We start from the raw sequence: 13409 nt of genomic DNA, 5'->3' as shown, positions 1-13409 counted from the left end.
TTTGGGGTATAACAACACGCTTCTGGTCCCTCTCGGAGACAGATACTCTGCTTTTGGGGTATGGCAACGTGCTTATTGTCCCTCTCGGAGACAGATACTCTGCTTGGGGTATGGCAACGCGTTCTGGTCCCTCTCGGAGACAGATACCCTGCCTTTGGGGTATAACAACACGCTTCTGGTCCCTCTCGGAGACAGATACTCTGCTTTTGGGGTACGGCAACACGCTTCTTGTCCCTCTCGGAGTGAGATAGCCTGCCTTTGGGGTATAACAACGCGCTTCAAGTTTCATAAAGATCGGAGCGATCTCCGTTCCCTCGGATATCCGCGAATATATTTGGACTTTGACGGAACCGTGGGAAGTATCCAAAGTAATTGACAAAAGATTCCCCCATAAAACTAGAGAATGGGATCTCCTACTATCTCGGCTAGAATTTGAACTTTCCTATACCCCTTCCGATCCAACTGCCTTTCCAGCACCACACATACGTGATGAAAAAGATATCCCCATTCTAGTTTCGGCACTTATTGCCGAACCAGATATGCTTGTTACTGGTGATAAAGACTTTCACACGAGGGAAATACTGAAATATTTAACTGTTTATACGCCAACCGATTTTCTTCGCAATTTCACCTGATTCACATTTCTTGAACCGGATGCATCGCGTTCTTTATAATAAATAGATACTGCCATTCGAGGCTACATGGAGGTTTAGTCGTGGAACCCATTACCCCTACACGCGTGCAGGAATTGATTGATTCATTTGCCAAAAGAGATGTGTATTTACATTTGGAAACGACAAACGGGGCGTATGCCTCCCATTTCGATCAATCCTTTTTCTCGGCAAGTGCTTATATACGAAATGCTCAAATTAACTATAAACATGGAAAAATCACCGGCGACGGGCCTTATCGCGTCGGCCTGGAACTGGACATTGGCTGGGTGTATGGCGAAGGACTCACCCATTTCGAGTTGAATGAAGACGGTCAGCTTCTACTTGCCGGCCTTAATCATGAAGAAAAAATTGCCGTTGCACTGGAACTATCCGATCACCCTTTTAAAAAGTAGGAGCGTTGATAATCGTGAAGGAAGAACGTCAAGTGCTCGTTATTTTTCCCCATCCCGACGATGAAGCGTTCGGCGTTTCCGGCACTATTTCGGCCCATATCGCAAACGGAACGCCGGTGACCTATGCTTGCCTCACCCTGGGCGAAATGGGAAGGAATATTGGCAATCCGCCGATGGCAACACGCGAATCTCTCCCGGACATCCGCAAAAAAGAACTGGAAGAAGCGGCTGAGGCGATGGGGTTAACCGATTTGCGCATGATGGGTTATCGGGACAAAACCCTCGAATTCCTTGCGCCCGGGGTGCTAAAGGGGATGGTGGAAGACCTCGTTGCCGAGTTGAACCCGTCGCTCGTCATCTCTTTTTACCCCGAGTATTCGGTACATCCCGATCATAACGCCACGGCTGAAGCCATTGCTGAAGCGCTCGCGGATATGCCGAAGGAGACGAGACCGACCTTTTACACATTGGCGATCACCCTTGAAAACCCCGATGTCGTTTATTCGGTCAAGGAATATACGTACCAAAAACTCAAAGCGTTGCGCGCCCACTATTCCCAATTCGGCGCGACGTTCGCAGAACGTGAAAAAGATTATCAAAACGGAGACGCTGACATTGCGGAAAGACTTGAAAACGAACGTTTTTTTGCATATAAATTTGCTGATGATGAATAAGCACCATCCATTTGGCGGTGCTTATTTTTGCAGATAAGTATCTTGCATGCAACTAAGGCTTTCGCCAGGCTTGGCGATAAGCCAAGTTTTCTTTACACGTTGAACTTTCCGTATTAATGAGGAGCACCTGAGCGTTTTCGTTCAGTTCGAGGTGTTCTTTTAAATCTGTGTAATCGTCATTTGTCATGATCTCATGCCATAAGCCCACCGGGACCGCGCCCGCTTCCCCGGCATCGATCGGAGGATCGTTTTGCTCAAGTAAGCGCGCACCCTCGGTAGCTACCGTATCGGAGCAAGTGACGAAACCATCAGCGCTGCGTTTTAAAATATCCCAAGCGAGTGGATTCGGCTCACCACATGATAATCCGGCCATATTCGTCGATAGATCCCCACTCGTTGGCCGAGGCTGCCCATCTTCGGCTAACGCGGATTGATATAAACCATCGGCTCTCGTAGGTTCAACAACCAAAATTTTTATTCGGTCACCGAAAATCTGCTTGCAAAGGCCGGCTATCGCCCCGGCAAAAGAACCGACGCCTGCTTGCAGAATCAGGTGTGTCGGGTTTTTCATTTCGTGGATTTGGTCCAACAGCTCTGAAACGATCGTTAAATAGCCCTGCATGATCCAGGTCGGGAAGACAGTGTATCCTTCCCAGGCGGTATCCTGGGCGACAATCCAATCATTTTCTTCTGCTTTCTTTTGTACATACCGAACCGTTTCATCATAATTGATGTCGGTCATCTCCGCCGTGGCTCCTAACTGTTGAACGATGTCCAAACGTTCCCGCGCGGCTCCTTTGGGCAAATAAACATTGGCGTGTTGGTTTAATAATTTTGCTGACCAAGCTAACCCTCTGCCGTGATTTCCGTCCGTGGCCGTCGCGAATATGTGCGGGGATAGATGCTGTAGCTTTTCCAGCCTTGGAGGGAATTCCAACTCATAGTAATCAGAAAGATAAGCCGCCAATGCATACGAGGAGCCCAGCACTTTAAAAGATCCTTGTTGAAATCGCACACCTTCATCTTTCACGCTAATACCAGCGATGCCGAGGTTTTCTGCCAAAGAGTGCAGTTCATAGAGCGGCGTTTCCGCGTAATCAGGGAGACTTTTGTGAAAATTTACGGCATGATTCATAGCTTCTCTGTTTATTTTTTCATGCTCATGTTTGCCCGTTTGCTTATGTTGGTTTTTTGTCCATGATAACTCTGCCATTTGTTGGTCCCCCTTAGCTGTATGTTTTCTCCTCCAATAAAATGGATACAGTACTAATAAGCGTTCATGAGGAGGATGAATATGGGAACGGTTTCTGTCACCGGCGCGCTTTTAATCATCACCGGATGGTTCGCGCTTTTGGAATACGATAAATTCAATGATGAAGAAAAAAGGGAAATTCTGCAAGGGATCAAGAAAAGTCCGGCAAAAATCATTTTAATCGCACTTATGCCGGTCGGTATCCTTGTCAATATTATCGGTGGATTTATAGCCTCACCTACGACGATGTTGGTCGGGGCCAGTATGATTTTCTTACAGGCAATCATCGTTTCGCTGTTATTCTGGAATCGAACGAGATGGAAAAGCATTCTCTTGTTGGTCATCGTGCTCGTTCTCGGTATATTTATTTATGTGCCTTTATGGATTTGAAAAAAAGGCCAACCTCGCCGAAGGTTGACCTTTTTTAATAAGTCATCGATAAATCCTCTACATCGAGTGACTCAGTGCTTTCCTCGGTACCGGGGATTTTCTCAAGATCGTCCTCGGCATCATGGCCGACGACAAACATATAAAGGAGTCCCGCACTGACTACAATCGCCAGCGCCACAAAAATGCCGATCAAAACTTTCCCGGCTTGGTTCATCCTTCACTCCACCTCCTTCAATCTTCACCGAAAGTTAAGCGCAGTCTTTCTATAAACGATTCTTCTTCGACAACTTTAAATCCGTATTTTTCATAGAAGGGTTTTGCCTTGCTTCCTTTAAAAATCGCAAGCGACAATGGCTCTCCGGAATCATTCATTTCCGCGATGATCGACCTTAAAACATCAGAGCCTAACCCCTTGCCCTGATATTCGGATTCAATATAAAAATGCTCAATTTCATACCCTGCCTCTATCGGCTTAACAGCCACACAGCCCGCAAAATAGCCTTCGACTTCAATAATCGACGTAAACCTGGGATCAAATTTTTGATAAAAACGCGCCTGAACGCGTTCTCGTTCCAATCCATGGCGCTCATAATCGGTCGCCATTACCCTTAACCTTAGGGCAGCCACACGCGACCTGTCTTCGTCTGTAGCTTTTCGCATCGTAAAGTTCATATTCATATCGTTTCACCTGCTCGATATGTATTTTATCATAAAAAAAGATCCAGTTCGAAAGCTGGATCTTCTTTATTTTAAACTAACGTATGGGCTGGTTTTCTTTTACAGTACCCGCGTCTTTGGGGTGTACGCCATGACGATAATAGTCCTTATATTCAGGTTCCAATGGCTTTTGTCCGCGGATGATGTCGGCTGCTTTTTCTGCCAACATCAAAACCGGTGCATGGATATTTCCATTCGTCGTATACGGCATAACCGACGCATCGACGACCCGCAGGTTATCCAGGCCATGAACCTTCATGGTCAGCGGATCTACAACAGCCATCGAATCTGTTGCAGGACCCATTCTTGCACTGCAGGATGGATGCAGTGCTGTTTCTGCATCATTCCTTACCCACTCCAGAATGTCCTCATCCGTTTGGACAGATGGGCCGGGGGAAATTTCACCTGAATTGTAAGGCGCCAACGCGGGCTGGGAAAGGATCTTCCGCGTAACACGTATGGCTTCAACCCACTCACGCCGATCCTCTTCGGTAGATAAATAGTTAAATACGATACTCGGATGCTCATAAGGATCTTTCGAACGGATCTTCAGGCTTCCCCGGGAGTTGGAGTACATCGGCCCAACGTGTACTTGAAATCCATGCTTCGTATCCGCTTTTTGCCCGTCATATCGAACCGCCAGCGGAAGGAAATGAAACATCAGATTCGGATACTCAACATCTTCATTCGAACGGACGAAACCTCCACCTTCAAAATGATTCGATGCTGCCGGACCCGTGCGTGCAACCAGCCATTGCAAGCCAATCCAAGGCATCTTGGCTTTATTTAAACTGGGCATTTCAGAAACAGGCTCTGGAGAAGCGTGCTGAACATATGCTTCAAGATGATCTTCGAAGTTTTCACCTACGCCCGGTAAGTTTACGAGCGGGTCTATACCAAGGGAGCGTAGATGGTCAGCGTCGCCTACACCGGACAATTGAAGTAGCTGTGGCGTGTTAAACGCCCCGCCGGACAGGATCACTTCGCCAGCATGAACCTGATGTGTTTTTTTATTCTTTTGATACGTTACGCCAGTGGCTCGCGTACCATCAAAATTGATATTGGTAACAAACGCACGTGTCTCTACTGTAAGGTTTTCCCGTCCCATGGCAGGACGCAAATAGGCGCCTGTAGCAGATGCGCGTCTTCCGTTATGCACCTGACTGTCGAATGGACCGAACCCTTCCTGACGAAAGCCATTTACATCAGGAGTCCTATCGTAACCAGCCTCTACAGCTGCATCAAAAAAGGCCTTAAATAAAGGATTCTTTGCAGGCCCTCGCTTCAATTTAACCGGACCTTGATGTCCCCGGTATTCATCAGATGCATCTGCTCCATAGGTTGTTTCCAGCCGTTTAAAATACGGCAGACAATGGGCATAGTCCCATGTTTCCATACCTGGGTCAGACCCCCATTTTTCATAGTCCATCGGGTTACCACGCTGGTAAATCATCCCGTTGATGGAACTCGATCCTCCGAGTACTTTTCCCCTGGTATGCGCAACTTGACGTCCATTCATATAAGGCTCAGCATCCGTAGCATACATCCAGTCATAGAAACGATTGCCGGATGGGTACATCAAAGCGGCCGGCATTTGAATAAACAAATCCCATGGATAATCGCTGCGCCCCGCTTCCAGAACAAGCACACTGCTCGATTTATCCTCGCTTAGACGGTTGGCGAGTACACAACCCGCACTACCACCACCAATGATGACATAGTCGTAAGTTTGCTTCATCTATAAAACCTCCTCTTACTTAAACCATTCCAAAGGTTCCGGTTTGATGTTTCGAAATACGTGCTTCGTTTCCGTATATTCTTCCAGGCCGGGGCGTCCAAGTTCGCGTCCGATACCTGATTGCTTGTAACCGCCCCAAGATGCCTGGGCAAAATAAGGATGGAAATCATTGATCCAAACGGTGCCCATACGAAGTTGAGCTGCTACGTTTTCGGCTTTCGCGATGTCTTTAGTAAATACCGCACCGGCTAATCCATAAATGCTGTCATTTGCTTTCGTCACAGCATCTTCAGCTGATGCAAATGTTTCAACGGTAAGCACCGGTCCGAACACTTCTTCCTGGACGATGCGCATATCCGCTGTACAATGGGTAAATATCGTCGGCAAATAAAAGAATCCTTTTTGCAGTTCCTCGGCTTCGGGTCTTTTGCCGCCCAGCGCTAGCGTTGCGCCTTCTTCCTGAGCAATAGTTACATATTTCTCCACTTTTTCCCGATGCTCTGCGGAAATGAGCGGCCCCGATTGCGTGTCCTCTGAGAAACCGTTTCCTAGTTTAATATTTTTCGCCCGGTCAACGAGAGCATCGACAAAAGCATCGTGCATCGACTCTTCCACGAGTACACGAGCACCGGCAGAACAGACTTGCCCGGCATGGAAGAAAGCCGCATTTAAGGCTTGATCGACCGCCACATCAAAATCAGCGTCCGCGAAAATAATGTTCGGGTTTTTGCCGCCAAGTTCCAAGGCTAATTTTTTAACATTATTGCTCGCGGCTTGCATGATTTTTTTGCCGGTATCGATCCCGCCGGTAAAAGAAATCAAGTCGACCTCGGGGCTTTCGGATAGGTGGGCACCTGTCGTATGGCCCGGTCCGAGGACAAGATTTGCCACACCTGCGGGCACACCGGCTTGCTCGAATAACGCAAAGACTTTAACCGTTGTAAGCGGCGTGATCTCGCTCGGTTTCATCACGAGCGTGTTTCCCGCAGCGAGGGCAGGTGCCAATTTCCAGGCCGCTTGCAATAACGGGTAATTCCACGGGGTGATTTGCCCGCATACCCCAACCGGCTCGCGTACGACTTTGCTTGTGGAGTCCGGGATCGGGCTCTCAATTAATTCACCGCCTTCTTTATCGGCCAGACCGGCAAAATATATGAAAACATTGGCGATATCATCCATGTCGTCCAGGCTTTCGCTCATCGTTTTTCCAGTATCCAGCGTTTCGAGCTCAGCCAGTTCTTCGCGGTGGGCACGAATCAAACGTCCAATCTCATGAACGATCTCTCCACGCTCATTCGCCGGCGTTGTCGCCCACGTTCCTTCATCAAAAGTCCGGCGGGCCGCCGACACTGCTTCTTTTGCATCTTTTTCGTTTCCTTCCGCGACCGTCGCGATCACTTCTCGGTTGTATGGGTTGATAATGTCACGTTTTTGACCATCTACAGCATCTACCCATTGACCGTCGATATACATTTGTAAATGCAAAGGATCACGCTCCTTTTATTTTGTTTAATTTCAATTAAACGTTTTGAACAAATAAAATATACCATGGAGTGATGAAACTGTCAACGATTGCAAAAAAATCATTAAAAATACTTTATGTTTATTAACTTTATACGTATCAATAAAGTTTCTCATATTCACTTGATTCATTCGAATTAAATCTCAGTAAAAACATTTATATTCCTCATTCAGTATTTTTTTAAATGTATGGTATATTTAATGCCTTCCGAAAAAAATCAAGTTGCCATCTACCCGAAAGACGGTGACCGAGAAGAAGAACCTCTCCTTTGGAACTATACTGGTTCCAATGATCAAGAACCAGAAGAAGCTAAACAGAAAGGCACAGTTTCTTTTGACGAGGATTCTAATGCCTACAGTGAATGGCCTCTCTCTGCAGGAGAATATGAAACTGTATTTTTCACAAATGGAGATGGATGTTGAAAAAGTGTCGGCTACTTTTGAAGTATTGGAATCGAGTGAAACAGCACCTTAAATGTAGAGTCTAAACAAAAACACGATGAACCGATTAAAGTAGAATGGGAAGACGCAACCGGTTTTCCACATGATTGGGTTGGGATTTACCCGATCGACGAATCACCGTACAGTGGTAGTATTTAGGAGGCGAGAGTCAAGGTTCACTGTTCTTGGATGGCAGCTGGGGGGATACGGATGTTCTTGAACCGGGAGAATACCGTATTTATATGTTTGAAAATGATAGTCATGATATCCTTACATCTACTGAAGTTACAGTGGTTGATGAATAAGGTAAATAATTAGAGCCGTCCTAATAGAGCGGCTCTAATTTATGTCTGCACCTGATGAATAAATCTAGTATTATATAATCTGGTACTAAACCATCCAACTTATTGGGTTCGAATAAATGAACTTCTTTTTCATTGTTTTTCAGCCCCGCCATTTATGCTGAAATTAAATGTAATTGTTTTGGAATATCCAGATATATGGTTTGCCCTTTTGAATATAGATTTTTTCCAAAAACGTTATAATCATCGGCAAGCAGAACTGTATCGCCCACTCTTACTTCGTAACGTACAGAATTTCCATGATACACCTTATTAATGACAACTCCTTCAACCTCTCCTTCCTGATGGATGTGGATCATTTCCGGGCGAATTAGGACCAATCCATTTCCGTTATTCATATTTTCAACAGTAAATTGTATATCCCTTGAGACAAAATAGGAATTATTGTTATCTTGTTTTACTTGACCAGATAATAGATTGGCATGACCTACAAAGTTAGCAACAAATTCATTGACTGGACGTTGATAGATGACTTCCGGCTTGTCCAATTGTTGTAAGTTACCTTCATTCAGAACCATCAATCGATCTGAAATGCTTAATGCCTCTTCTTGATCGTGAGTGACAAAGATAATGGTTAAGTCTAGTTCTTCCTTAAGACGGCGAATTTCATCCCGCATCATCATACGCAAATTCGCATCCAAATTGGATAAAGGTTCATCCAACAGCAATACCTTGGGTTTTAAAACGAGACAACGGGCGATGGCTACACGTTGTTGCTGCCCCCCGCTTAGCTCACTCGGTTTTCGGTTTTCATACCCTTCTAACTGTACTTGTGCCAAAGCATCATTTACTCTTTCTTTCTTCGTTTCCTTTGTTTCTTTACGTACATCCAAGCCGTAAGCCACATTTTCAAAAATCGTCATATGAGGAAACAATGCATAATTTTGAAACACCATACCAGTTGCCCTCTTTTCTGGAGGAAAATCGTTAATGCGTGTCCCTTCCAAGTATATTTCTCCAGCAGTTGGACTGTAAAACCCAGCGATAGTTCGTAATAAAGTCGTTTTCCCGCACCCGCTTGGTCCGATAAACGTAACCAATTCTCCTTTTTTCACATCAATCGAAATATCCTGAACAGCTCGAACGTCACCGAAAGCTTTACTGACGTGTGTCAAGCTAATTATTGAGTCTTGCTGTGTCACGATCAATTACCTCCCATTCATTAAATCCCTGAATTGCTTCGTCGTTCCAACCATTTCAAAATAGCCATACATACAAGCACGATGGCTATCATAATGACGGACATGGCCGAAGCCCTTCCAAGGGCTGCTTGATTCGCTAAGTTTAGAATGTAAACAGAAGCCAAGTTAGTTCCAGGTGAAATGAGGAAAATTACAGAGCTAACGGAAACCATCGCGGTCATAAACGTATACACAAAACCAGACATAAAAGCCGGGCTCAATAATGGCATAACAATTTTACGAATCGTCCTTGTCGGTTTTGCACCCAAATCCGCTGATGCTTCCTCCATTGAAGTATCGATTTGCTGCAGTTTACTGATTCCAGATTCCAATCCAACCCCAATTTTTCGAAACGCCATATTTAAAACAAGCAAAAGCACTGTGCCTGTTAAGAAAAATGGTGGTCCATTAAAGATCAACACATAACCAATACCCATTACAGTCCCAGGAACGGCCAAACCGAATAAAGCAACAAATTCCAGGAATTTTTTGGCGGGAATATTTTTTCGAACGGTTAAGTAACCTTGCAATAGGCCTAATCCAGCAGCTAACAATGCCGCAAAAAATGAAACGATCACACTCGTATAGATAAAACTCCATCCACTTTGATCCGAAAAATGATCTAACGTAAAGGTATTATCTACTCCGATTATTTGCACAAAAGCTCCCAAGACAACCATGATGAACATGACGACAATAAAAAATGTCATCAAAGTACTAATACCAAACGTAATGCCTTGCAAACCTTTATTAAGCGTAGCATTTTGAGTGCCCGCTGAACCGCTGATTGAAGTTGTATCGGTGTCTTTTATAAAATAGGTTTGAAATAAGAAAACGATTAAACTAGGCACGATTAGGAATACACCAAGAACCGCAGCCATCTCCATATTTTGCTGTCCGGTTACCAATAAATATGCATCTGATGCCAGAAAAGAGGTTTCTCCTCCTATAATAAGCGGATTGGAAAAATCGGCTAAAGCCATAACAAATACGATCAATGATGCTTTCAAAATGCTTGTACTTGCTAGTGGAAGAGATACTTTGAAAAGCGTACGTGTCTGACTCGCACCTAAATCCCTTGATGCATTCTCCAAACTTGGATTCATGGAACGTAAAGTGCTTTCAATCATCATATAAGCAACTGGAAAGAAGCCTAGCACTTGCGCGACCACTACTCCCCAGAACCCATAAATGCTGAATTCCACACCGAGCATATCATTAAGATAATTGGTTACAAGACCACGTCTCCCAAATAAAATAATGAGTGATAGTGAAAAGATAAAAGGAGGGGCTACAAGCGGTAATAAAGATAACCCTCTATATACTTTTGATAGTGTGTTTGTTGTTCGGGTTACATATAATGCAAAAGGTACACTGATGAATATAACAATAGTGGTAGTGACAACGCCCACCCCAACACTATTTAGTAAAGCTTGAAAGTACGAGGAATGTTGAAAAAATTGTTCATAATACTCTAATGTAAATCCATCTCCACCGACACCAAAACTTCGCAGCAATACCGCCGAAAGTGGAAGTAAAATGAAGAAAATCAGCAGGGCAGCCACAATTATGGCTGCCACAGCAAATCCTGGTTCTGACCAAAAACGTCTCCATGTAGATTTAAATCGCACAATAAATCCTCCTAGCTATTAAAGCGCCTCTCCCATTCATCTTGAATTTCTTGCCGATTTTCTGCTGCCCAAAGAGCATCATAATCAATCAAATTCGGCTCGGTATCTCCCGCTGTTCCTTCGACATCAGGCTTCGTTACCATGGAGCGGTGTTCTGCGGCAGTTTCCATCCCTTCTTCCGAACCCACAAAATCTATAATTTCTTGAACTTCTTCATTATCTTCATAGCCTTCATAAATAAAAATAACGTCTAAGTCATAACCGACACCTTCATCCGGAACAACCCCTTCAATTGGATATCCTTCTTCCATAAAGTCGTTAACGGCCTGATCCCAAGTAACGCCAATGGCATATTCTCCTTGGGCAGCCATTTGGCCTGGAACATCAGCAGATTCCACGTATTGGCCCACATTTTGATCCAGCTGTTCAAAATACTCCCATGCCTCTTCTTCTCCCAACATTTGCATCATAGTGGATACGAACAAGTAGGCAGTCCCAGAAACACTTGGATCCGGCATAACAATTTCTCCTTCATATTGAGGATCAATTAGATCCTCCCAAGAGGTGGGGGTGTCCAACCCTAATTCATCCACTAGTTCTGTATTAACGGCCAACTCATTGTACCAATAAGACCAGCCATACCATTCACCTTCCGGGTCTTTAAATTCGTCAGGAACATCTTCCCATTCAGGAGATTCATATGAACCTAACATATCTTCTTCTTGAGCGAGAAGAGCTAAACTATGCAACTGACCCCAGTGTACTTCTGCACCAACCTCCGGGAATTCTGCCTCCGCACGACTAAATCCTTCTTCACTAGATAAGTTCAAGAAATCAGCATTGACACCGGTTTCCTCTTCCATAGCAGACACCATCGGGTTCATCTCGTCTTCAACGTTATGTGTATAGATCGAGACACTGTCGTCATCACTGCATGCAGCTAATGCAAAAGCTGATCCTGTTAATATACTCATTAATTTAATTTTCATGGTAAAATAATACCCTCCTAATTAATAATAATTTGACCTTTAATATTTTAGTTGCTCATACAGATTCTGGAATTTTACGTTATGGATAATTCTCTGTAGTCACGAATAATATGATTTGCATCCTTTAAGTACGACACGTCCATTCCTGTGTGAGGGATGACTCCAATCTTGGTCTGTGCACAGATACTTTTTCCCATTTCCATATCACCGTTAGTATCGCCTATAACAACAACATGTTGAGGGTTTATCATCATTTTTTGACATGCTTTATACCCTATGTCAGGAAATGGCTTAGGGCGATCAATTTGATCCGACCCTATAACACTGTGAAAGTAATGGAAAATGTTCAATAAATGTAAATGTTGATTGGCTATCTTGGTATCGTCAGAGGTAACAACACCCATTTTCACTCCATTAATATATGCTTTCTCCAAAAATGTTTCTAATCCTTGAAGCGGTTGTAAATACCATTTCCAATCAATGGTTGAATTCACGTCCTCCATACTGTCTCTTACAATCTGAACCGCTTCATTCCACGGCAAATTTTGATGATAAAGATGTAAAGCAACAATAATGGCCATATCATCCATTGTGCCTATAGCTAAAGGGCCCCTGGAAAAAACAATATTACGTTCAGTATCCAGTCCTATAGATTCAGCCAATTGCGATTTACTTAAAGTATTTCCTGTTATTCGATTTTTAATTTTTTCCCAAAGTTGATCAAACCAAGAACTCCATAGCGAATGTAGATATAGTAGCGTGCCATCTTTATCAAATAAAATGCCCTGAATATTATAAGAGTGACTATTTACTTGCAATTCAGCCAGAACTTCATCACCTCACTTTTATGTAGTTTACTAAGTTTAATATGTTTAATCAATATTAAACAATTCTAGTGGAACATTATATCAGCTTGTCGAAAGAAGTCAAGTTTGCGCAGTAACTCATATTCGAAATTAATGAGGAAATTTTCACAACTGAGTTTATCCAACTGATTGTAGTAGATAGATAATTGAGATATACGAGGGGGATGACAAGGTATACATGAAAAATCAGAGGGGGGTCCCCCTCTCTGGGAATAAACAGGACCTTTTGAAATTTATAATAACTAAATCGTGTACTGTTAACTCGAGCTTCTCACCCCAAATGTTCATGCGGGTTTTTACGTTTATTCACCATTTTCAAAATTCATAAAGAACCTTAAGGCTATACCGGGCACATGTCTTTGCCTAAAATATTGTTTTGGTATGACAAAACCGATACAGATGTACCTCTATGATTAGGGTAATTGATGTAACTCAGTAAAAATGCCGCTATGGGACAGGAGATAATTTCATTTAATCCAGATGTACTGAAGCGTTACGCCGTTGTAGTCATAGGACACGAATTAACTTCCGTTACCCGGACAGCGATTGATCACAGAGAAATTGTTGAAAAATGATATCGT

At 43.8% G+C, this 13409-nt stretch carries 13 protein-coding genes; 4 read left to right on the top strand and 9 right to left on the bottom strand.

Annotated elements, in window-relative coordinates; genetic code table 11:
* The first annotated feature begins 715 nt into the window (after positions 1-715).
* Positions 716-1066 (top strand): YojF family protein, encoded by a 351-nt coding sequence (locus tag BLS58_RS13145; RefSeq protein ID WP_090399255.1) that lies wholly within the window; start codon positions 716-718, stop codon positions 1064-1066.
* Positions 1067-1077: 11 nt separating this feature from the next.
* Positions 1078-1740: a bacillithiol biosynthesis deacetylase BshB2 gene (gene bshB2, locus BLS58_RS13140; RefSeq protein ID WP_425433695.1), complete on the top strand. Its 663-nt coding sequence runs from the start codon at positions 1078-1080 to the stop codon at positions 1738-1740.
* A gap of 52 nt (positions 1741-1792) precedes the next feature.
* Here bshB2 and BLS58_RS13135 read toward each other — a convergent pair whose 3' ends face one another.
* A complete protein-coding gene (locus tag BLS58_RS13135; RefSeq protein WP_090399253.1) occupies positions 1793-2953 on the bottom strand; it encodes a diaminopropionate ammonia-lyase in 1161 nt (386 codons plus the stop codon).
* 81 nt (positions 2954-3034) lie between these two features.
* Here BLS58_RS13135 and BLS58_RS13130 point away from each other — a divergent pair, with 81 nt between their 5' ends.
* A complete protein-coding gene (locus tag BLS58_RS13130; RefSeq protein WP_090399252.1) occupies positions 3035-3382 on the top strand; it encodes a hypothetical protein in 348 nt (115 codons plus the stop codon).
* 34 nt (positions 3383-3416) lie between these two features.
* Here BLS58_RS13130 and BLS58_RS13125 read toward each other — a convergent pair whose 3' ends face one another.
* The 4 genes from BLS58_RS13125 to betB form a co-directional block, all read right to left on the bottom strand.
* Positions 3417-3596, bottom strand: a complete 180-nt coding sequence (locus BLS58_RS13125) for a hypothetical protein (protein ID WP_090399251.1) — start codon at positions 3594-3596, stop codon at positions 3417-3419.
* A gap of 17 nt (positions 3597-3613) precedes the next feature.
* Positions 3614-4060 (bottom strand): GNAT family N-acetyltransferase, encoded by a 447-nt coding sequence (locus tag BLS58_RS13120; protein WP_090399250.1) that lies wholly within the window; start codon positions 4058-4060, stop codon positions 3614-3616.
* A gap of 76 nt (positions 4061-4136) precedes the next feature.
* Positions 4137-5837 (bottom strand): choline dehydrogenase, encoded by a 1701-nt coding sequence (gene betA / locus BLS58_RS13115; protein ID WP_090399249.1) that lies wholly within the window; start codon positions 5835-5837, stop codon positions 4137-4139.
* A gap of 15 nt (positions 5838-5852) precedes the next feature.
* A complete protein-coding gene (gene betB, locus BLS58_RS13110; RefSeq protein WP_090399248.1) occupies positions 5853-7322 on the bottom strand; it encodes a betaine-aldehyde dehydrogenase in 1470 nt (489 codons plus the stop codon).
* Positions 7323-7707: 385 nt separating this feature from the next.
* On the opposite strand from betB, the gene BLS58_RS18200 reads away from it, so the two are divergent.
* On the top strand, positions 7708-7833 hold the full coding sequence (locus BLS58_RS18200; RefSeq protein WP_281241012.1) for a hypothetical protein: 126 nt from the start codon (positions 7708-7710) through the stop codon (positions 7831-7833).
* 423 nt (positions 7834-8256) lie between these two features.
* Here the strand turns inward: BLS58_RS18200 and BLS58_RS13100 are convergent, their stop codons facing one another.
* The 4 genes from BLS58_RS13100 to BLS58_RS13085 all read right to left on the bottom strand — a co-directional run bounded on the left by BLS58_RS13100 (position 8257) and on the right by BLS58_RS13085 (position 12780).
* On the bottom strand, positions 8257-9303 hold the full coding sequence (locus tag BLS58_RS13100; protein ID WP_090399246.1) for an ABC transporter ATP-binding protein: 1047 nt from the start codon (positions 9301-9303) through the stop codon (positions 8257-8259).
* Positions 9304-9323: 20 nt separating this feature from the next.
* Positions 9324-10973, bottom strand: coding sequence for an ABC transporter permease (locus BLS58_RS13095; protein WP_245723174.1), 1650 nt, complete (start codon positions 10971-10973; stop codon positions 9324-9326).
* 11 nt (positions 10974-10984) lie between these two features.
* Positions 10985-11962 (bottom strand): extracellular solute-binding protein, encoded by a 978-nt coding sequence (locus tag BLS58_RS13090; RefSeq protein ID WP_245723173.1) that lies wholly within the window; start codon positions 11960-11962, stop codon positions 10985-10987.
* Between the two features lie 74 nt (positions 11963-12036).
* Positions 12037-12780: an HAD family hydrolase gene (locus BLS58_RS13085; RefSeq protein ID WP_176764750.1), complete on the bottom strand. Its 744-nt coding sequence runs from the start codon at positions 12778-12780 to the stop codon at positions 12037-12039.
* Positions 12781-13409 lie beyond the last annotated feature (629 nt).

The organism is Natribacillus halophilus (assembly GCF_900100185.1).
In the GTDB taxonomy this organism is placed as follows: domain Bacteria; phylum Bacillota; class Bacilli; order Bacillales; family Marinococcaceae; genus Natribacillus; species Natribacillus halophilus.
This window is presented reverse-complemented; position numbering and strand designations above follow the sequence as displayed.